This window comes from Ureibacillus suwonensis (assembly GCF_042655065.1).
GTDB classification, from domain to species: domain Bacteria; phylum Bacillota; class Bacilli; order Bacillales_A; family Planococcaceae; genus Ureibacillus; species Ureibacillus suwonensis.
This window is the reverse complement of sequence record NZ_JBHSNQ010000192.1, coordinates 22,556-43,847: the sequence shown is the minus strand read 5'-3', so window position 1 is coordinate 43,847 and position 21,292 is coordinate 22,556. Positions and strand designations below refer to the sequence as shown.

General features: G+C 40.4%; 23 protein-coding genes. 22 read left to right on the top strand and 1 reads right to left on the bottom strand.

Translation table 11 applies throughout. The features are described from left to right. Positions 1–4 precede the first annotated feature (4 nt). From yabA to rsmI, 4 genes are read left to right on the top strand one after another with little or no spacing between them, the layout of a single operon-like run. Complete coding sequence (yabA, locus tag ACFPOH_RS16190) at positions 5–352, top strand: DNA replication initiation control protein YabA (RefSeq protein WP_342580700.1); 348 nt, start codon at positions 5–7, stop codon at positions 350–352. A 60-nt stretch (positions 353–412) separates the two neighbouring features. Continuing rightward, on the top strand, positions 413–1,162 hold the full coding sequence (locus tag ACFPOH_RS16185) for a tRNA1(Val) (adenine(37)-N6)-methyltransferase (RefSeq protein ID WP_342470709.1): 750 nt from the start codon (positions 413–415) through the stop codon (positions 1,160–1,162). Beyond that, the gene (locus ACFPOH_RS16180) at positions 1,146–1,433 is read left to right on the top strand and encodes a GIY-YIG nuclease family protein (RefSeq protein WP_342470708.1); all 288 of its coding nucleotides are present in this window, start codon (positions 1,146–1,148) and stop codon (positions 1,431–1,433) included. The genes ACFPOH_RS16185 and ACFPOH_RS16180 overlap by 17 nt, the downstream gene beginning before the upstream one ends. Next, positions 1,405–2,277, top strand: a complete 873-nt coding sequence (rsmI, locus tag ACFPOH_RS16175) for a 16S rRNA (cytidine(1402)-2'-O)-methyltransferase (RefSeq protein ID WP_390310631.1) — start codon at positions 1,405–1,407, stop codon at positions 2,275–2,277. Before ACFPOH_RS16180 ends, rsmI begins: the two co-directional genes overlap by 29 nt. Positions 2,278–2,386: 109 nt before the next feature. Here the strand turns inward: rsmI and ACFPOH_RS16170 are convergent, their stop codons facing one another. Further along, complete coding sequence (locus tag ACFPOH_RS16170; protein ID WP_342470706.1) at positions 2,387–2,668, bottom strand: AbrB/MazE/SpoVT family DNA-binding domain-containing protein; 282 nt, start codon at positions 2,666–2,668, stop codon at positions 2,387–2,389. Positions 2,669–3,033: 365 nt separating this feature from the next. On the opposite strand from ACFPOH_RS16170, the gene metG reads away from it, so the two are divergent. The 18 genes from metG to spoVT all read left to right on the top strand — a co-directional run bounded on the left by metG (position 3,034) and on the right by spoVT (position 21,288). Continuing rightward, positions 3,034–4,995 carry a methionine--tRNA ligase gene (gene metG / locus ACFPOH_RS16165; RefSeq protein ID WP_342470705.1) on the top strand — a complete coding sequence of 654 codons (1,962 nt, stop codon included), beginning with the start codon at positions 3,034–3,036 and terminating at the stop codon, positions 4,993–4,995. Positions 4,996–5,236: 241 nt separating this feature from the next. Further along, complete coding sequence (locus tag ACFPOH_RS16160; protein ID WP_342470703.1) at positions 5,237–6,007, top strand: TatD family hydrolase; 771 nt, start codon at positions 5,237–5,239, stop codon at positions 6,005–6,007. Positions 6,008–6,140: 133 nt separating this feature from the next. Further along, positions 6,141–7,334, top strand: coding sequence for a ubiquitin-like domain-containing protein (locus ACFPOH_RS16155; protein ID WP_342580703.1), 1,194 nt, complete (start codon positions 6,141–6,143; stop codon positions 7,332–7,334). A 132-nt stretch (positions 7,335–7,466) separates the two neighbouring features. Continuing rightward, entirely contained in the window at positions 7,467–8,033 is a 567-nt protein-coding gene (gene rnmV / locus ACFPOH_RS16150; RefSeq protein ID WP_342470701.1) for a ribonuclease M5, read from the top strand. Beyond that, positions 8,026–8,904: a 16S rRNA (adenine(1518)-N(6)/adenine(1519)-N(6))-dimethyltransferase RsmA gene (gene rsmA, locus ACFPOH_RS16145; RefSeq protein WP_390310629.1), complete on the top strand. Its 879-nt coding sequence runs from the start codon at positions 8,026–8,028 to the stop codon at positions 8,902–8,904. Before rnmV ends, rsmA begins: the two co-directional genes overlap by 8 nt. A 144-nt stretch (positions 8,905–9,048) precedes the next feature. Beyond that, complete coding sequence (veg, locus tag ACFPOH_RS16140) at positions 9,049–9,312, top strand: biofilm formation stimulator Veg (RefSeq protein WP_342470699.1); 264 nt, start codon at positions 9,049–9,051, stop codon at positions 9,310–9,312. 121 nt (positions 9,313–9,433) lie between these two features. Continuing rightward, a complete protein-coding gene (locus ACFPOH_RS16135) occupies positions 9,434–9,628 on the top strand; it encodes a small, acid-soluble spore protein, alpha/beta type (RefSeq protein WP_342470698.1) in 195 nt (64 codons plus the stop codon). A gap of 168 nt (positions 9,629–9,796) precedes the next feature. Continuing rightward, positions 9,797–10,663 (top strand): 4-(cytidine 5'-diphospho)-2-C-methyl-D-erythritol kinase, encoded by an 867-nt coding sequence (gene ispE, locus ACFPOH_RS16130; protein ID WP_342580705.1) that lies wholly within the window; start codon positions 9,797–9,799, stop codon positions 10,661–10,663. Between the two features lie 67 nt (positions 10,664–10,730). Continuing rightward, complete coding sequence (gene purR / locus ACFPOH_RS16125; RefSeq protein ID WP_342470696.1) at positions 10,731–11,558, top strand: pur operon repressor; 828 nt, start codon at positions 10,731–10,733, stop codon at positions 11,556–11,558. Then, positions 11,558–11,932 (top strand): RidA family protein, encoded by a 375-nt coding sequence (locus ACFPOH_RS16120; RefSeq protein ID WP_390310626.1) that lies wholly within the window; start codon positions 11,558–11,560, stop codon positions 11,930–11,932. The genes purR and ACFPOH_RS16120 overlap by 1 nt, the downstream gene beginning before the upstream one ends. 199 nt (positions 11,933–12,131) lie before the next feature. Further along, a complete protein-coding gene (spoVG, locus tag ACFPOH_RS16115) occupies positions 12,132–12,437 on the top strand; it encodes a septation regulator SpoVG (protein ID WP_342470694.1) in 306 nt (101 codons plus the stop codon). A gap of 234 nt (positions 12,438–12,671) precedes the next feature. Further along, the gene (glmU, locus tag ACFPOH_RS16110) at positions 12,672–14,036 is read left to right on the top strand and encodes a bifunctional UDP-N-acetylglucosamine diphosphorylase/glucosamine-1-phosphate N-acetyltransferase GlmU (RefSeq protein WP_390310624.1); all 1,365 of its coding nucleotides are present in this window, start codon (positions 12,672–12,674) and stop codon (positions 14,034–14,036) included. Between the two features lie 13 nt (positions 14,037–14,049). Further along, on the top strand, positions 14,050–15,009 hold the full coding sequence (locus tag ACFPOH_RS16105; RefSeq protein WP_342580707.1) for a ribose-phosphate diphosphokinase: 960 nt from the start codon (positions 14,050–14,052) through the stop codon (positions 15,007–15,009). 177 nt (positions 15,010–15,186) lie between these two features. Further along, positions 15,187–15,810: a 50S ribosomal protein L25/general stress protein Ctc gene (locus ACFPOH_RS16100; RefSeq protein ID WP_390310623.1), complete on the top strand. Its 624-nt coding sequence runs from the start codon at positions 15,187–15,189 to the stop codon at positions 15,808–15,810. A gap of 156 nt (positions 15,811–15,966) precedes the next feature. Then, complete coding sequence (pth, locus tag ACFPOH_RS16095; RefSeq protein ID WP_342470690.1) at positions 15,967–16,524, top strand: aminoacyl-tRNA hydrolase; 558 nt, start codon at positions 15,967–15,969, stop codon at positions 16,522–16,524. Positions 16,525–16,613: 89 nt separating this feature from the next. Then, positions 16,614–16,841: an anti-sigma-F factor Fin gene (locus ACFPOH_RS16090; protein WP_342470689.1), complete on the top strand. Its 228-nt coding sequence runs from the start codon at positions 16,614–16,616 to the stop codon at positions 16,839–16,841. A 134-nt stretch (positions 16,842–16,975) separates the two neighbouring features. Next, entirely contained in the window at positions 16,976–20,509 is a 3,534-nt protein-coding gene (mfd, locus tag ACFPOH_RS16085) for a transcription-repair coupling factor (protein WP_390310621.1), read from the top strand. Between the two features lie 242 nt (positions 20,510–20,751). Beyond that, complete coding sequence (spoVT, locus tag ACFPOH_RS16080) at positions 20,752–21,288, top strand: stage V sporulation protein T (RefSeq protein ID WP_342470687.1); 537 nt, start codon at positions 20,752–20,754, stop codon at positions 21,286–21,288. Positions 21,289–21,292 lie beyond the last annotated feature (4 nt).

The window sequence follows — 21,292 nt, the reverse complement described above, 5'->3', positions numbered from 1 at the left end:
TTGGTTGAGGGACCGAAATTTTTTAGATGCTATAATGGAATTTGAACAGCAACTAGAAACACTACAACAGCAGTTTCATGAAATAAAAAAATCTGTTGCGCACATGGTGGAAGAATATCAGTCACTTCAAATAGAAAATTATCATCTGAGAAGACGATTAGAAGAATTGACAAAAGCAGCAGAAACTTCTGAACATGGTGAAAAGAAAAGCCATTTGGATATTGGGGAAGGCTATGATAATTTGGCCCGGCTGTATCAAGAAGGATTTCACGTATGCAATGTGCACTTTGGAAGCTCCCGAAAAGGGGAGGATTGCTTGTTTTGTCTTTCGTTTTTTAATAAAAATGCTTAAATCAAGGCTGATACCCGAAAATGGGTACAGTCTTTTATTTTCATGAGGAGGAGTGTAGGATTGGAAAATTGGTTAAAGGGCGACGAACGGCTGGATTATTTATTGGCGGAAAATTTGCGCATCATTCAAAGTCCTTCCGTTTTCTCCTTTTCATTGGATGCCGTTTTATTGGCCAAATTTGCGAGCATTCCCATTTCAAAGGGACAAATTGTTGATTTATGTTCAGGAAACGGTGTGATTCCCTTATTTTTAAGCACTCGAACGAAGGCAAAAATCATTGGGGTGGAAATTCAGGAAAGGTTGTATGATATGGCTGTAAGAAGCATTCAATATAACGGATTGGAAGAGCAGATTCAAATGATTCACGGCGATGTAAAGGAAATCCCTCCGATCTTGGGGATTGAGAAATACGATACGGTTACATGCAACCCGCCTTACTTTTTGGATATTGAAACAAGCGATAAAAACTTGAATGAGCATTATACAATCGCCCGCCATGAAGTGTTGCTCACATTGGATGAAGCCATTCATGCGGCCAGCAGATTGCTGAAACAGGGCGGAAAGGCAGCCTTTGTACATAGACCGGGAAGGCTTCTTGATATCATAACTTCCATGAGGAACCATCGATTGGAACCGAAACGCATCCGCCTAATTTACCCGAAAATGGGAAAAGAGGCGAATATGTTGTTGATCGAAGGAATCAAGGATGGCAAGCCGGATTTAAAAATTATGCCCCCGTTGTATGTATATGATGATGATAATAAGTATACAGCTGAAATGAGAGAATTGTTATATGGAGAAAAAGGATAGACATTATTTTTATGTGCTGGAATGTGCCGACTCGTCTTTTTATGCGGGATATACAAATGATTTGGAGCGGAGAGTGAATCAGCACAATGCGGGAAAAGGGGCGAAATACACACGATCGAAGCGCCCGGTAAAATGCATCTATTATGAAACCTACGATACAAAGGAAGAAGCGATGAGGGCGGAGTATGCCTTCAAACAATTAAAACGCAGTGAAAAAATGAAATATATCGGGAGAGAAAATAATGAAATCTCAAAAAAGCAGCTTACATGAACAAAGCGGTTGTCTATATTTGGTGGCCACACCCATCGGCAATTTGGAAGACATCACTTTGAGGGCATTACGAATTTTAAAAGAAGTGGATATTATTGCAGCAGAAGATACGAGAAACACAAAAAAACTGTTGTCTTATTACGACATTTCCACCCCTTTAGTCAGCTACCATGAACATAATCAAGAACAGGCTGGCGAAAAAATATTGCAATGGTTGGGGGAAGGGAAAACGGTCGCTTTAGTCAGTGATGCGGGGATGCCATGCATTTCGGATCCGGGTGCTGACATTGTCCGAAAAGCGGTTGAAGCAGATTTTGCAGTCGTTCCGATACCAGGGGCCAATGCGGCATTGACGGCTTTGATCGCCTCCGGTTTGTCTCCGCAGCCATTTTACTTTTTCGGCTTTTTGCATCGCAGCAGTAAAGAAAGAAAAAAACAGTTGTCCCTTTTAAAAAATCGGAAAGAAACGCTGATCTTTTACGAAGCGCCCCACCGGCTGCAAGATACATTAAAAGATATGGAGGCTGTGTTGGGCAATCGGAACATTGTGCTTGCGAGAGAATTGACAAAAAAATTTGAAGAATTTTTGAGAGGAACGGTAGAGGAGGCCGTCCAATGGACAAAAGACAATGAAGTAAGAGGAGAGTTTTGCATTATCCTCGAAGGGTCGCAAGATGGGGAAGAAAGTGAAGACGAAGCCCCTTATTGGTCAAACATGACCATCAAAGAACATGTGGAGTTATTGATGAAAGAAAAACAACTCGCTTCAAAAGAAGCGATAAAAGAAGTGGCCAAATTAAGAGGGCTTCCAAAAAGGGAAGTTTATCAAGAATATCATTTATAAAAAAAAGAAGGCTGTCTAATGTTCCAGACAGCCGAAATTTCGCCATGTCATCATTGTTGTTTGCGGGTGCTTCAACAAGACTTTCAGTTATGCTTTTGTCGATCTCAAATTATTTTCTGTTTAAATGTTCCTGGATTTCTTTCATTAAAATTTCCGCGCCTTCTGGGCTTAAAATCAACTTACCTCCAGCTAAACGGAAATTTTTGTCTGAAACTTCGCCCGTAATCGCACATGTCATGTTAGGCATGTATTTTTTGAGGATGATTTTATCATCATCTACATAGATTTCCAATGCATCCTTTTCATTAATGCCCAACGTACGGCGAAGTTCAATTGGAATTACCACGCGACCTAACTCATCAACTTTACGGACAATACCTGTAGATTTCATGACAATGTTTTCCTCCTATTTTTGCGTCATAATTTAGAATAAATCTCGTATTCGCCAAAATTCGACATTTATTCTTTGTCTGTCTAAAATAATACCAATAAAAGGAATAAACGTCAATTATTTAGCATTCAAGTTTTGAGAGATATTAATAAAAATTATAAAAATTCGTTTTTTTTAATAAAAAAGTATGATTTGTAATTGTTTAACAATACAATACAAGTGAATTAAGAATAGTATCAACAAATTTTTATTTACAACATCAAATAAATTTCGACAAAATTTTAGTATAATATGTAAGCGTTGAAACAAAAATCGTTAATCGTTACAATTAATACTATATATCGTTGACAATGGAGGCAGTTTAGGTGAGTGAAAAAAAGACGTTTTATATAACAACCCCAATATATTATCCAAGCGGAAAATTCCATATTGGAACAGCCTATACGACAGTGGCTTCGGATGCGATGGCTCGGTATAAAAGATTGCGCGGATTCGATGTCCGTTTTTTGACAGGAATGGACGAACACGGACAAAAAATTCAACAAAAAGCGAAAGAAGTAGGAAAGCATCCCCAAGAATATGTGGATGAAATTGCTGAAGCCGCAAAAGAATTATGGAAGAAGATGGACATTTCTTATGATGATTTAATTCGGACTACACAAGAACGGCATGTAAAAAGTGTAGAAAAAATATTCAAGAAGTTTTTGGATAACGGAGATATTTATAAAGGAGAATATGAAGGCTGGTATTGTACGCCTTGCGAATCCTATTACACCGAAACACAGTTGGTGGATGGCAATTGTCCGGACTGCGGACGTCCTGTCCAAAAATTGAAGGAAGAATCCTACTTCTTTAATATGCAAAAATATGCGGATCGATTACTTGAATATTATGAAGAAAATCCTGAGTTTATTGAACCGGAATCCAGAAAAAATGAAATGATCAACAACTTTATTAAACCGGGATTGGAGGATCTTTCCGTTTCAAGAACTTCCTTTGACTGGGGAATTAAAGTTCCCGGAGATCCCAAACATGTCATTTACGTTTGGGTGGATGCCTTGACAAACTATATTACCGCTTTGGGATACGGTTCAGACAATGACGAGTTGTTTAAAAAATATTGGCCGGCTGATGTGCATGTTGTAGGTAAAGATATTGTCCGTTTCCATACAATTTATTGGCCAATTTTCTTAATGGCGTTGGGTCTCCCACTGCCAAAAAAAGTGTTTGCCCACGGTTTCATCATGATGAAGGACGGAAAAATGTCGAAATCGAAGGGGAATGTCGTTTATCCTGAAATGCTGATTGACCGCTATGGGTTGGATGCAACACGCTACTTTTTGCTTCGTGAATTGCCATTTGGAGCAGATGGCGTATTTTCTCCGGAATCGTTTGTGGAACGCACAAACTATGATTTGGCAAACGATTTAGGAAATTTATTAAATCGTACGGTTTCAATGATCAATAAATATTTCGATGGCGTCATTCCAACAGAAGGTTTGGAAGAAACGGAATTCGATGCTTCATTAAAAGCCCATGCAAAAGAAACAAAAGCTTTATATGAAGCGAACATGGAAAAAATGCAATTCAGTGTAGTACTTGCGGATTTGTGGTCATTTATTTCAAGAACAAACAAATATATCGATGAAACAGAGCCTTGGGTATTGGCGAAAAATGAAGAGAACCGTGGCAAATTGGCTCAAGTTATGTACAATTTAGCCGAAAGTTTGCGCCATATTGCAGTAATGTTACAACCGTTTATGACGCAAACGCCAAAACGCATCATGGAACAGCTTGGATTGGATGAAAAATTGTTGGCTTGGGAGACAATTGAGGGATTCGGAAATGTTATACCTGAGAAAACAAAAGTGGTAGAAAAAGGAATTCCTATTTTCCCAAGATTAGATCCGGAAGTGGAAATCGAATATATTCGCAATCAAATGCGTGCCAGTGTGAAAACACCGCAAGAAGAGAAAACAAATAAAGCGGAAGCACCGGAAGTACCGGAAATCACAATTGAAGATTTCCAAAAACTTGATTTGCGGGTAGGTACGGTGACAGCATGTGAGCCGGTGCCAAAAACGGATAAATTATTAAAGCTCCAAGTGGATTTGGGTTATGAGACACGTCAAGTCGTTTCAGGGATTGCCGAGCATTATAAACCGGAAGAATTGATTGGCCAAAAAGTGATTGTCGTTGCCAATTTAAAACCGGTGAAACTTCGTGGCGAGTTGTCCCAAGGTATGATTTTGGCGGGGTCGCATAATGGAGTGTTAAAACTCGCGACTGTAGATCCTGCTTTGGAAAATGGAGCAAAAGTGAAGTAAAGTGAAAGCCTGTTGGATGGGTCATTCAACAGGCATTTTTGTTGTCAAAAAAATTATTTTAAAATAACAATAAAAGTCGGTCATCAGAATTTGATGAAAACGGTTTAGTATAAAAAGACTAGTTTTGTTACAAAACGATATGAAGAATGTCATGAGTTTTGATTCTCGTAATGAAAATGTAACATTTTTGTGAAATCAGTAATATACCAGTCCAATACAATATACGGTAGGTGTGATTAATATGTTCATTGATACACATGTCCATTTGAATGCAGATCAATTTCAGGAAGATTTACAAGAAGTCATCGATCGGGCACATGCAGCAAAAGTAGAAAAAATGATTGTTGTTGGCTTTGATCGGAAAACCATCGAAAGAGCGATGGAACTCGTAGAGAAATACGAATCTCTTTATGCAGTAATTGGTTGGCATCCAGTAGACGCAATCGATTGTACAGAAGAAGACCTGGCATGGATTGAAGAGCTGACCCATCATCCGAAAGTGGTAGGGATCGGTGAAACAGGACTGGATTATCATTGGGACAAATCCCCAAAAGAAATCCAGCAGGAACTATTCCGCAAACAAATCCGTTTGGCGCAAAAAACGAATCTTCCGATTATCATCCATAATCGGGAAGCAACAGGAGATGTTGTAAGGATTTTAAGGGAAGAAAACGCCAAAACGGTTGGTGGAATCATGCACTGTTTTAGTGGAAGCGTCGAAACGGCACTGGAATGCATAAAAATGAATTTTATGATCAGTTTGGGCGGGCCTGTTACTTTTAAAAATGCCCGCATGCCAAAGAAGGTGGCTAAAGAAATTCCATTGGAGCATTTACTGATTGAAACGGACGCACCATATTTGGCGCCGCATCCATATCGCGGAAAAAGAAATGAGCCTTCTCTGGTGCCGCTAGTTGCCGAGGAAATTGCCCGGTTGAAAGAAATCCCGGTGGAAGAGGTTGCAAAGGCAACGACAGAAAATGCGAAGAAACTTTTTAAATTGGATGTATAAAACGAAAAATAGCCTCCAATACTGCAGTTTAATAGGATCATAAATTGCTAAACTAGTAATTGAGAACATTTATTAGTTGACATAATAAAAAGATACCCGTATAATTCAACGGGTGTTAAGGAGGCGTTTTTTAATGTCAAGTAGTCCCATAAAAAAACTTTTATTTGGGATCAAGCACCAACAATTATTGGTCACCATTTTGTTTATCGCGTTGCTTGCGGTGGTTACCACCTTTGTTCTGTATCAAGGAACAAAAACACCTGTGACAATTATAGCGAATGGTGAAGAAATGAACATATTAACTCATGCCGAGACAGTTGAAGAATTATTCGAAGAAGAAAACATCGATATAACGAGGCATGACAAATTATCCTATTCGCTTGATGCAAAAATAAAACCCGGCATGACGATTGAATGGATCAAAGCAAAACCGGTAACAATCATCGTTGATGGAAAAGAACAAGAAATCTGGACAACTGAAACGAAAGTCAAAGATATTCTGAATGCAGCAAACATCAAAGTATCGGATCATGATAAAGTTTCCATCGCTTTAGATAAAGACTTGGGCGATGAAGACAAAATCAAAATCAATAAAGCGTTTCAGGTGACACTTGTCGATGGTACAGAAGAAAAGCAAGTGTGGTCCACTTCCACTACGGTCGCTAACTTTTTAAAGCAACAAGGTATAACACTTAATGAACTTGATCGTGTCGAAAATAAATTGAGCGACAATGTGAAACCAAATGATCGAATCACGGTTGTTCGCGTAGAAAAGGTTACCGATGTAGTGGAGGAAGAAATTGACTTCCCGGTACAAACAAAATCAGATTCTTCCTTGCTGAAAGGGAAAGAAAAAGTAATTTCGGAAGGAAAGAAAGGCAAAGTTTCAAGAACTTATGAAATTACAAAAGAAAATGGCAAGGTTGTAAATAAGGTCATTAAAGATGAAAAAATCATCGAACAACCGAAAGCAAAAGTGGTTGCAGTGGGAACAAAAGTGGTGACTGCCCAAGTATCCCGTGGAACAAGCGCGGGCGGAAAAGAATTCTATGTGATTGCAACTGCATATACCCCATACTGTAACGGTTGTTCCGGCACATCGGCTTCCGGAATCAATTTGCGCAACAATCCGAATTTGAAATTGATTGCTGTTGATCCAAATCTCATCCCATTAGGCTCAAAAGTTTGGGTGGAAGGTTATGGATACGCGATTGCCGGTGATACTGGTGGCGCAATCAAAGGAAATAAAATTGATGTGCTGGTGCAAACCAAGCAGGAAGCAAGCAGCTGGGGACGAAAAAAAGTCCGCATTAAAGTGCTTAACTGAATAATGGAAGATCGAGCTTTCCTGATACAGGAAAGCTTATTTTTTTGACATCGAAATAACGGACATTTCTTGTGAAAAAGGTTCAGGTTTTGTACAATTGTCCAAGATAAAAGGTAGAAGAGAGGTTCAACATTGGAAATCAAAGAGATCATCGTTGTGGAAGGAAAAGATGATACAGTTGCCATCCAAAGAGCAGTGAATGCAGATACGATTGAAACAAACGGTTCCGCCATATCTGAAGAAACATTGCGCCGTATCCAGCATGCCCAGGAAAAACGCGGGGTCATTGTATTTACGGATCCGGATTATCCCGGAAGACGGATCCGGGCGATTATCGAAGAGCGTATTCCGGGTGTAAAACATGCCTTTCTCTCAAAAGAAAAGTGCATCGCTGCAAACGGGAGAGGCGTTGGCATTGAACATGCAAGCGATGAGGATATACGGCAAGCCTTAAAAAACGTATATACACCAGCTGCGGAATTGCCGGAAACCGAAGAAATTACGGTGGCTGATTTGATGAATGCGCGGCTTATCGGACATCCATCAGCCAAAAATCGGCGCATCCGGTTAGGGGAAATATTGAATATCGGCATGACGAATGGGAAGCAACTCCATAAGCGGTTATTGATGTTTCAAATTACCTTTGAACAATTTGCGCAAGCGGTAGCGCAAATCGATCGGGAGGAACAAAATGAATAAAGATATTGCAACACCAATACGTACGAAAGAAATATTGAAAAAATACGGTTTTTCCTTCAAGAAAAGTTTAGGCCAAAACTTTATTATTGATCCAAACATCCTTCGAAACATCGTGAATTATGCCGGCTTGACCGAAGAAAGCGGAGCAATTGAAATCGGTCCTGGTATTGGCGCTTTGACGGAACATTTGGCGAGAAATTGCAAAAAAGTGGTGGCTTTTGAAATTGATGGCCGGCTTATTCCTGTATTGGAGGATACATTAAGTCCTTATCCAAATGTAAAAATCATCCATTCTGATGTCTTAAAGGCGGATGTGGCGAAGATCATTGAAGAAGAAATGCAGGACATCAAAGATATTATGGTGGTAGCGAATCTGCCTTATTACGTAACAACCCCAATTTTGATGAAATTGCTTAATGACCGTTTGCCGATAAGAGGGTTTGTTGTCATGATGCAAAAAGAAGTCGCTGATCGCATTACAGCAAAACCGGGAACAAAAAGTTACGGTTCACTGTCCATCGCTGTGCAATATTATACTCACGCCGAAGTGGTCATGACGGTTCCAAAGACGGTATTTATGCCGCAGCCAAATGTTGATTCGGCAGTCATCCGGCTTACGATGCGGGAAGCTCCGCCGATTCAAGTGGTGGATGAAGACTTTTTATTTGTGGTAACGAGAGCCGCTTTTGCTCAACGGAGAAAAACGATACTGAACAATTTACAGTCGGGCCTTAAATCAGGAAAAGAAAAAAAGCAGCAAATTTTGGATGCTTTATTATCATGCGGCATTGATCCTTTCAGAAGAGGAGAAACTTTGACCATTGAAGAATTTGGAAATCTTTCCAATGAACTTTATCCGCATTTTCACTAAAAATTGCGAAATTGCTAACAAAAACTTTCTTTTTTTATGGAAAAATAAGTTGACAAGAATAATTGACTGCTGTTAAAATAATATAATTTATTGACAGATTGGCATTTCTGCGCTATAATTGACTTTAGTGAGGTGTATGCGGAAATGCCAAAAACATTAGCGGAGATAAAACGTACAATGGATGAACACATTGGGAAGCCATTGAGGTTAAAGGCAAATGGAGGCCGTAAAAAAACGGTTGAGTGCAATGGGATTTTAAGTGAAACTTACAATGCAGTATTTGTCGTTGAGCTTGATCAAAAAGAAAATGCTTGTAAGCGTGTTTCTTATAGTTACACTGACATTTTAACGGAAGCCGTGGAAATTACTTTCCTGGATGACAATAACGAAGCACTCGCGGTAAAATAATAGTCTGCCCTGTTGTAAATTGTAGACAAAGCCGATTTTTCCATCGACTTTGTCTACAATTTTTTTTGGAACTTGCACATACTACGGTTGTCAACCTACTTATTTGAAGGAGGTAATCTCTATGGCACGGAGAGGCGGAGTCATGTCGAGTCGTCTAAAAGAGGAGATTGCAAAGGAACTCGGGTTTTATGATGTGGTCCAACGGGAAGGTTGGGGAGGAATCAGAGCCCGGGACGCAGGGAACATGGTGAAGCGAGCCATTGAATTGGCTGAACAAAGTTTGGCTCAGCAAGGGAACCAAAACAGCAACCAATAAGTAGGGTTGACAATGCCAATGGCTCTTATAAGAGCTGTTGGCATTTTTTTATTTTTTCGGAAATTACTTAATACTTTTATGTTTAATATTTAGCATCTATGGTGAACCCTTCATTATGGTACAATATACGGAAGGAATTTACCGTAATAGTCTGTTAGGAGGATCATCATGCTTTACATAAAAGCACCTGCCAAAATTAATTTAACGCTGGATGTACTTTATAAACGTCCGGACAACTATCACGAAGTGGAAATGGTGATGACGACGGTCGATTTGGCGGATCGCATCGGGCTTGAACGGAGGAACGATGGCAAAATTAAGATTCATTCATCGAGCGGTATAGTGCCGGAAGATGAACGAAATCTTGCCTATCAAGCTGCGATGCTTTTGAAAAATACATATAACATTGATGCGGGGGCAACCATTTCGATCGAGAAAGAAATCCCTGTAGCAGCCGGACTTGCAGGAGGCAGCAGCGACGCAGCCGCCACACTGCGGGGATTAAATAAGCTTTGGAATTTAAATTTATCCATTGATACATTGGCGGAGCTGGGGGCAGCCATTGGATCCGATGTTCCGTTTTGTGTTTATGGCGGAACAGCCTTGGCTACTGGAAGAGGAGAAAAAATACAACATTTGCCTTCCCCTCCGACTTGCTGGGTCATCCTTGCAAAACCGGGAATCGGAGTCTCCACCGCAAAAGTTTATGAAGGATTGAAATTGGAAAATATAGAACATCCTGACACAAAACAAATGATTCAGGCATTGGAAAATAAAGATTACTCTTTAATGTGCAGGGCTTTAGGAAATGTTCTTGAATCTGTCACATGTGCATTATATCCTGAAGTGGGCTTTATTAAAGAACATATGTTGCGGTTCGGGGCAGACGCAGCGTTAATGAGCGGAAGCGGTCCGACGGTTTTTGGCTTTGTCAATAGCGAATCAAGATTGCATCGGGTGTACAATGGATTGAAAGGCTTTTGTGATGAAGTTTATGCGGTGCGCATGTTGGGACAAAGGAATTCACTTGCCTAAATACGTACATTTATGATACTTTTTCTATAAAATATTCGTATTTTAATTTTCATTAGGAGAGGGTCTCATGAAATGGAAGCGTAGTGAACGCTTGGTAGATATGACGCATTATTTGTTGGAGCATCCGCATCAACTCATTCCGTTAACCTATTTTGCTGAATTATATAATTCTGCTAAATCCTCCATTAGCGAAGATTTGGCCATTGTGAAGGGAACTTTTGAAGAAAGAGGCATTGGGGAATTGATAACGGTTCCCGGAGCAAGCGGAGGAGTAAAATACATTCCTACCGTAACAGACGACGAGGTTCGGGAAACAATTCAAATTTTAATAGCCGAGTTAAGCAAATCAGACCGCCTGCTTCCTGGAGGATATTTGTTTATGACGGATTTATTGGGCAATCCCGGCCTGATGAATCGGGTAGGAAAAGTCTTTGCAAGCATTTTTAAAGATCAACAAATCGATGCCATTATGACGGTGGCAACGAAGGGAATTTCCATTGCCCATTCGATTGCCAGATATTTAAATGTACCGGTTGTGGTTGTGCGCAGAGACAGCAAAGTGACAGAAGGTTCAACGGTGAGTATCAACTATGTATCAGGTTCTTCCAGAAGAATCCAAACAATGGTATTATCAAAACGTAGCATGAAGAGCGGACAAAGAGTTTTACTGACAGACGATTTTATGAAAGTCGGCGGAACGATGAATGGCATGAAAAGCTTGCTGGAGGAATTTGATTGCACTTTGGCGGGAATCGCCGTTCTCGTTGAGGCGGAACATGCGGGTGAAACTCTTGTCGATGATTATTATTCATTGGTAAAACTCCATTCTGTAAATGAAAAAGAGAGAACGATTCAATTAAGTGAAGGAAATTATTTTTTAAAGGAGAGATCATGATGAAAGCAGTAGCTACTACAAATGCACCAAAAGCAATTGGACCTTATTCCCAAGGGATTATTGCAGGTGGTTTCTTCTTCAGTTCAGGTCAAATCCCTTTAACTCTTGAAGGCGAATTGGTGGAAGGGGATATTGTTGCCCAAACAAACCAAGTGTTCAAAAACTTAAAAGCGGTTCTTGCGGAAGCCGGGCTATCTCTAAATAATGTTGTGAAAACAACGGTATTTTTAAGCGATATGAATGACTTTGCAAAAATGAATGAAGCATATGAAGCGAATTTTGGCGATCATAAACCTGCCCGATCCGCTGTAGAAGTTGCAAGACTTCCAAAAGATGTAAAAGTGGAAATTGAAGTGATTGCAGCATTTGAATAATCGCCAGGCGGTGAATCCATCCATGGATTCACCGCTTTTTTATATTCAGAAATAATTACAAAGAAAAACATCTATTTACAAAAATTAAAAACACTTAAAAATTATTTGAAAATTTTTTCAAAAATAAAGAAGGAATTTTTTTATTTTTGTAGAATTGTATAGCCTTAAAGGCATCCTAGAGGAAGAGAGGAGTGAAAGAATGGAAGTTACTGACGTGAGACTTAGACGTGTGCAAACAGACGGGCGCATGCGTGCAATTGCTTCCATCACACTAGATGACGAGTTTGTGGTTCATGATATTCGAGTGATTGATGGGAATAACGGTTTATTTGTCGCTATGCCAAGCAAAAGAACACCGGATGGGGAATTCCGTGATATTGCACACCCAATCAATTCTAAAACACGCAACAAAATTCAGGATGTTGTGTTGGCCGCATATCACGCTGCCGGTGAAGAAAAAACAGAAGATCAAAGCGAATCCCAATTAGAAGAAGCAAACGCTTAAAACAGTGTCCCAAGAGTAATGCATTTTACTTTTGGGACACTTTCTTTTTTTTAAAGTCTGAAGGCGGTCCCTCTTTTTCATAAACTTTCACAAAAAAAATAATATGAAAACGGAGGCGAAAAAAATATAATAGAGAGGGAGAATAGATGTCTTGTCAGCTGATCATGCCTTGAAAATCGAACAACTTTACTATATAGTCATAAGAGAACATGAGCTGAAATTGGGGGACTTTGCATGACTAACATTTTTGCGATTGTATTGGCTGCTGGCCAAGGAACTCGCATGAAGTCCAAATTATACAAGGTTTTACATCCAGTGTGTGGAAAGCCTATGGTTGAGCATGTCGTTGACAATATATCAACATTAGATGTTAACCGTATTGTAACAATTGTTGGGCATGGTGCAGAAAAAGTGAAAGAACATCTTGGAGACAAATCCGAGTATGTACTTCAATCAGAACAACTTGGAACAGCCCATGCCGTAATGCAGGCTGAATCATTATTAGGCGATTTGGAAGGCGTAACGCTGGTTGTTTGTGGAGATACACCTTTAATTCGTCCGGAAACAATGAAAGCGCTATTTGAACATCACGTATCCCAAAAGGCGAAAGCGACGATTCTTACCGCGATTGCTGACGATCCAACAGGATACGGCCGGGTGATTCGTGATGAACAGGGTCAAGTGGCACAAATTGTAGAGCATAAAGATGCAACTCCTGAACAACGCTTGGAAAAGGAAATCAACACTGGTACTTATTGCTTTGATAATAAAGCATTATTTGAAGCGTTGAAGCTGGTGAATAATAACAATGCACAGGGCGAATATTATTTGCCGGATGTCATTGAAATATTAAAAAACAAAGGTGAAATTGTTTCCGCTTTCGTTTGCGAAGATTTCAATGAAACCCTTGGAGTCAATGATCGAATTGCCCTGTCCCAAGCAGAAGAAATTATGCGTGAACGCATCAATAAAAAACATATGGCGAATGGGGTAACGATTATTAATCCTTCAATGACACATATTAGTATTGATGCTGAAATTGGCCGGGATACAGTCATTTATCCAGGTGTTGTGATTGAAGGAAAAACGGTAATTGGCGAAGATTGCCTCATTGGGCCGAATAGCCAAATTATCAGCAGCAAGATTGGCGATCGTTCGGTTGTGAAACAATCTGTTGTGCAGCAAAGCATTATCGGTGAAGATACTTCTGTCGGTCCATTTGCCCATTTGAGACCGGAAGCCGAATTAGGCGACCATGTGAAAATCGGCAACTTTGTTGAAGTGAAGAAAAGTACGATTGGCGATGAATCAAAAGTATCTCATTTAAGTTATATAGGTGACGCTGAGGTTGGGAAAAATGTTAATATAGGTTGTGGCTCCATTACCGTAAATTACGATGGTAAAAATAAATATAAAACAATCATTGAAGATAATGTGTTTGTTGGATGCAATTCCAATCTGGTAGCTCCTGTCACGTTGAGATCAGGATCATTCATTGCCGCAGGATCCACGATTACAAAAGAAGTGCCGCAAGATTCGTTGGCAATTGCCCGCGCAAGACAAGAAAATAAAATCGACTACGCAAAAAAATTAAGATAATTAGGAGGCCATCATGCCGTATTCATACGCTGACACAAAATTAAAAATATTCTCGTTAAATTCAAATTATCCATTAGCACAAGAAATTGCGGAACTAATGGGTGTGGAATTGGGAAAATGTTCTGTAAAACACTTCAGTGATGGGGAAATTCAAATCAATATTGAAGAAAGTATCCGCGGTTGCGACGTGTTCATCGTCCAATCCACTTCCTATCCGGTGAATGAACACTTAATGGAACTTTTAATTATGATTGATGCTGTAAAACGTGCATCCGCCCGCACAGTGAATGTGGTAATTCCTTATTACGGATATGCACGACAAGATCGCAAAGCAAAAGCGCGGGAACCAATTACTGCGAAATTGGTGGCGAATTTGTTGGAAACAGCCGGCGCAACCCGAGTAATCGTGCTCGATTTGCATGCTCCGCAAATCCAAGGATTCTTTGACATTTTAATCGACCATTTAATGGCGGTACCATTGCTTTCTGAATACTTCAAATCAAAAGGTTTCTCAGAAGATGATGTAGTGATCGTTTCACCAGACCACGGCGGTGTAACGAGAGCCCGCAAAATGGCTGAGCGCTTGAAAGCACCGATTGCCATTATCGATAAACGCCGCCCAAAACCAAACGTGGCAGAAGTGATGAATATTGTTGGTAATGTAGAAGGAAAAATCTGCATTTTGATTGATGACATTATTGATACAGCTGGAACGATCACAATTGGTGCCAATGCATTGATCGAAAGTGGAGCCAAAGAAGTGTATGCATGCTGTACACATCCGGTGTTATCCGGTCCGGCAATTGAGCGCATCCAAAACTCTTCCATTAAAGAATTAGTGGTGACAAATACCATTAAGTTGCCAGAGGAAAAAATGATTCCGAAAATCACTCAATTATCAGTGGCTCCTTTAATGGCGGAAGCGATTTCCCGCATCTATGAAAATAAATCCGTAAGTACATTATTTGATTAAGATTTTAAAATGTAGACAAAATTCGAAATGAATTTTGTCTACATTTTTTTTATTTTGGACAGAATGATGGGGAACACATACTTTTCTTAAAGCTTGTGCGATGAATGGAAACTTTTCAAAAGTGGACTATAATAAAAATTGGGTAGTCCATCATTTTCTAAAGGAGGGGTAAAAATCATGAGCACAGTATTACAAGCGGAAAAACGTAAGACTGGTGTGCGTTCAGAGTTAGCCCAACTTAGAAAAGGAGGAAGAATACCTGCCGTTATCTACGGCTACAATATCGAAAATACTCCGATTTCAGTCGATTATAAAGAGATTGCGAAAGAAGTGCAAAAAAGGGGAAAAACGGGTATTTTCGATTTGGATGTGGAAGGAAAAAGAGTAAAAGCACTGATTCATGAAGTGCAAAGAGATTCGTTAAAAGGAGAAGTTTTGCACATCGATTTTTTTTCCGTCAACATGGATGAAGAAGTGGAAGTGGATGTTCCAATCCATGCAGCCGGTGAATCCATTGGTGTGAAAGAAGGAGGCGTATTGACGCAAATATTAAATACGCTAAGAATCAAAGTGAAGCCGGCTGAGATTCCGGAAAAAATCGACATTGATATTTCTACATTAGGCATTGGAGATACATTGTTTATAAGTGATATTCGGGAGAGAGTCGATTATAAAATTTTGGAAGGCGATGATGTGACAATCTTTACCGTCACTGCACCGGCAACTGCCCGTGATGCCGGACAAGGCGATGATGATAATCAAGATATCAAAGCGACAGAAGCTCCTCAATCTCAAGCATGAGCCCATTGGGTTGTCTGAGCGGTTTTCAGCTTGGACAACCCTTTCTTTTGTTCAATGATCGACGGCAGCGTTCAGGTGCATTTCTTTTAAGTAGGAACTTTCTGATATTATGTGATAAAATAAGCAACGATTAGATATAATAAAAGGAATGGTTTCATGAAACTGATTGTTGGCTTAGGAAATCCGGGAAAACAGTATGAACGGACGCGGCATAATATCGGATTCATGTGCGTGGATGCATTGGCAAATAAATGGAATGCAACTTTAAGCGAAACAAAATTCAACGGCATGTATGCCATTGTCCATCGTCCCGAAGGAAAAGTCATGCTGTTAAAACCTCTCACGTATATGAATTTATCGGGTGAATGCGTCCGTCCGATCATTGATTACTTTGATATAGATATTGATGAAATCGTTGTCATCTATGACGATTTGGATTTGGAAACCGGAAAACTCCGATTGCGGCAAAAGGGGAGTGCCGGCGGGCATAATGGAATGAAGTCGCTGATCCAGCATCTTGGAACGCAAGATTTTAAACGGATTCGTGTTGGGATCAACCGTCCCCCGGCTGGCATGAAAGTGCCCGACTACGTGCTGTCCAAATTTTCGAAGGAAGAAGAACCGGTCATCGAGCAAGCGATTGAGAAAGTGGTTCAAGCTTGTGAAGCATGGCTGTCAAAGAAATTTATCGATGTAATGAACGAGTATAATTAAATCGTTTTATTGCTGAATTAATGAAGTGCATAATTGATTATGGAACAGTCTATACTTGGAATATACCCAGCTTTCAAAGGAGGTCCAGTATGACTGTTCGTTACCGTTGTAGATATTGTAATACAGAATTGGGCACTTTACCTTTTAACGAAGAAGAAACAATCCGCAAGATTCATTTATTTGAAGTTGGAGAAATCGAAGAGTTTATTGAGAAAGATGAACTTGGAGTAACGACAATACACTGTATTTGTGAACATTGCGAAGAATCGTTACGTCAGTTTCCTGATTACTACGCTTTAAATAAATGGATTCAATAAATGAAAACACGCTTTGGGCTCTTCAGTCCAAGGCTTTTCCAGTATTTAGAATTTTCAGTAGTGAGCGGCATGTTTTCATTGATTCATAGAATGGATTACATAAGCGAGCGCCTTGATGAAAGGAGGATCACTTCATGAGAGGAATTACTCAATTATTCTCTCAAGAAAAACATATAAATAAGTTGATCAAGGACTTGAAAGAGCAAAAAGAGAAATCCCATTTGATTACGGGATTGACGGGAAGCGCGCGCGCCGTATTGATTAACTCCCTCTTCAGAGAATTAAATCGGCCTTTATATATTATTTCCCCCAATTTACTGCAGGCACAAAAGCTGGTGGATGATTTAACATCCCTTGTGGGAGAGGAAAAAGTGCATTATTATCCGGCGGATGAATTCATTGCCGCGGACATGACAATCGCATCTCCTGAGCTGAGAGCAGGGCGGATATCCACATTGGATCATTTAGCGAGAGAAGAAGCGGCGGTATATGTCATTCCGATTGCCGGAATGAGAAAATATATGACACCTGTGGCACAATGGAAACAAAATCTTTTGGAAGTACATGTCGGACAAGAAATGGATATAGACCACTGGCTTTCGAAGTTGGTAGAGATGGGTTATACACGAAGCCAAATGGTCACAACACCAGGTGAGTTTGCATTGCGTGGAGGAATACTTGATATCTATCCACCATATGCAGAGTCACCATTTCGTATTGAGCTTTTTGATACGGAAGTGGATTCCATCCGTGAGTTTTCCGCAGATGATCAACGCTCCATTAAAAAATTGGAGTCATGCCGGATCCTGCCAGCCATAGAGCTCCTGCTCACCATGGAACAGCGCGTCCAATTGGCTGAACGGCTTGAAAAAGCGCTTGCCAAAAGCATTAAAAAGGTCAAAAAACAGGAAGTGCAAGAAGCGTTATATGAAAATATCCAGTACGACATTGAAATGTTGAAACAGGGGAATCTGCCTAACCATGTTACGAAGTATGGATCCTTATTATACGAAAAACCGGCATTTTTAGGAGATTATTTTTCGGAAGACGGCCTGATTCTATTCGATGAACTGGGACGGATCCAAGAGGTTTCCGAAGCTTGGGAGCGGGAAGAGGAAGAGTGGTTCGTTTCATTAATTGAAGAAGGAAAAATGGTGCATGACGTCCACCCTTCCTATTCGTTAAAAGAAATCTTGTCCATGTTGGATCTTCCGAAAATTTACTTCAATTTATTTACACGTACTTTCTCCGGCATTCGCTTTGACCAAACAACGAACTTTTCATGTAAACCGATGCAGCAATTCCATGGGCAAATTTCCCTTTTGCAAAATGAAGTTGAGCGTTGGAAGAAAGAAAAGTTCACCGTGTTAATTGTAGCGGATGGGGAACAGCGTTTAGAAAAGATAAAAAATATGTTGGAAGATTACAAGATTGATGTGACGATCGGGCTGCCGAACGGAGAAGGAATTTTCCTGGTGGATGGCCAGCTGACCGCCGGCTTTGAATTTCCTTTGCAACGGATTGCCGTTGTGACGGATGATGAATTATTCAAACAGCAAACAAAGCGGAAAAAATCCCGGCCTCAGAAAATGACCAATGCGGAAAGAATTAAAAGTTATACGGAAATCAAACCGGGAGACTATGTGGTCCATGTGCATCACGGAATCGGAAAATATGTGGGCATTCAAACCCTTGAAGTGAACGGCACCCACAAAGACTACCTCCATATCCGCTACCGCGGTGATGACAAATTATTTGTTCCTGTCGATCAAATTGATTTAGTCCAAAAATATGTTTCATCGGAAGGAAAGGAACCAAAACTCCACAAGCTGGGTGGTACGGAATGGAAAAAAGCGAAGGCAAAAGTGTCATCCGCTGTTAAGGATATTGCGGAAGAACTCATTAAACTTTATGCAAAACGGGAAGCGGAAAAAGGATATGCCTTTTCTCCGGATACAGATGAGCAGCGGGAATTCGAAAATGCTTTCCCGTATGAAGAAACGGAAGACCAGCTTCGCACCATTATGGAAGTTAAACGGGATATGGAACGGGAACGGCCAATGGACCGGCTTGTTTGCGGAGATGTGGGATACGGGAAAACGGAAGTGGCCATCCGTGCAGCTTTCAAAGCGATTATGGATGGCAAACAAGTGGCCTTTCTCGTGCCGACGACGATATTGGCACAACAACACTATGAAACCATTAGCGCAAGATTTGAGGATTATGCCATTAATGTCGGTTTACTGAGCCGTTTCCGCACGAGAAAAGAACAGGCGGAAACGATAAAAGGATTGAAAGATGGGACAGTGGATATCGTCATTGGCACACACCGCCTTCTTTCGAAAGATGTGGCCTTCAAAGATTTGGGATTATTGATTGTGGATGAGGAGCAACGTTTTGGCGTGGCTCATAAAGAGAAAATTAAACAGTTGAAAACGAACGTGGATGTGTTGACACTGACAGCGACACCGATTCCAAGAACCCTTCATATGTCGATGGTGGGTGTGAGAGATCTTTCGGTTATTGAAACGCCTCCGCAAAACCGTTTCCCTGTTCAAACATATGTGATGGAATATAGTCCAGCCTTGGTTCGGGAAGCCATCGAGCGGGAAATGGCGCGGGGAGGTCAAACATTTTATCTATATAACCGTGTGGAAGATATGACGAAAAAAGTCGAGGAAATTCAGACGCTCGTGCCGGAAGCCCGGGTGGCATACGCCCATGGCAAGATGACTGAAACGCAACTGGAATCCGTCATTCTCAGCTTTTTAAATGGCGAATTTGATGTACTTGTGACAACGACCATTATTGAAACCGGCGTGGATATGCCGAATGTTAATACGTTAATCGTTCATGATGCTGATAAAATGGGACTTTCCCAGCTTTATCAGCTGCGCGGCCGCGTCGGAAGATCCAACAGGGTCGCATACGCTTATTTCATGTATCAGCGGGATAAAGTATTAACGGAAGTTGCGGAACAACGCCTTCAAGCGATCAAAGAATTTACGGAATTAGGTTCCGGTTTTAAAATTGCCATGCGCGATTTGTCCATTCGTGGTGCAGGCAATCTGCTCGGGGCTCAACAGCACGGCTTTATCGATACGGTAGGATTTGATTTATACTCACAATTATTGGAAGAAGCCATTGTGGAACTGAAAGGCGAAAAACGGGAAGAGAAGGAAGAAGTGGAAATCATACTTCATGTAGATGCCTACATTCCGGATCAATATATTCCGGATGGCTACCAAAAAATTCAAATGTATAAACGGATCAAAGCGATGGAAAATCCGGAAGATTATCATGAAATCCTCGAAGAATTGCACGACCGGTTCGGCGATTTGCCTCCTGAAACCGAAAGACTGTTGCGCATCGCAAGAATCAAGGCGTGGGCAGGCAAAGCGGGCATTGTTTCCATTAAAGAAAAACAAAAAATCATTTCCATCGTCTTTTCTGAAGAGGGGACTAAAAATGTCGATGGTTCCGTGGTAGTCGCTGAAACAATGAAATTTGAAAAAGCGGTCGGTTTCAGCATGGATGGACCTATTTTGACCGTGACGATTGATGAGAAAAAATGCGGGAAATATAATCCGCTGGACGTATTGGAACAAGTCGCTGAAATAATTTATAAGGCAAGGAAGAATAATGTAGTGGAACAAGAAGCAAAATAATACTGTAAACAATGACCCAAATTTGATTGGGTCATTTTGTTTACCAAAAGTTTTAGATTGATTTTGTTTTTCACTAAATTGTTATATTTTTAAAATTTTTGGGGCATATTAATTTTACAAATTTTTGACGAATTAAAAACATTTCACACAAAATCCTCCCCATGCATTTTTTGCATACTTTGCCTAAAGAGTAAACATACTATCTGTGAAATAAAACGAATTCAGAAAGCGAGGCAGCAAAGATGAAAGCAACAGGAATAGTACGTCGTATCGATGATTTAGGTCGTGTTGTAATCCCGAAAGAAATTCGCAGAACCATGCGAATTCGAGAAGGAGATCCTTTGGAAATCTATACGGATCGCGAAGGAGAAGTTATCCTAAAAAAATATTCCCCGATTAATGATTTAGGCGAGTTTGCAAAAGAATATGTTGAATCCTTGTATGAAACGATAGGGACACCTGCGTTGATCAGCGACCGTGATGAAATGATTGCTGTGGCAGGTTTATCGAAGAAGGATTACACAAATCGTCGCCTGTCAAGTTTTGCAGAGGATTTCATGAAACAACGTTCTGTCGTATTGGAAAAGAATGAAACGACGATTGAATTGGTGCCAGGACAATTTGAACAAGTCAAATCCTATTGTGTTGCACCAATTGTTGCAAACGGTGACACAATTGGGGCGGTATATTTGCTTTCGAAAGTGCACTTTTTAAGCGAAGTAGAACAAAAAGCGGCGGAAACGGCGGCTCACTTCTTAGGAAAGCAAATGGAAAACTAAATCA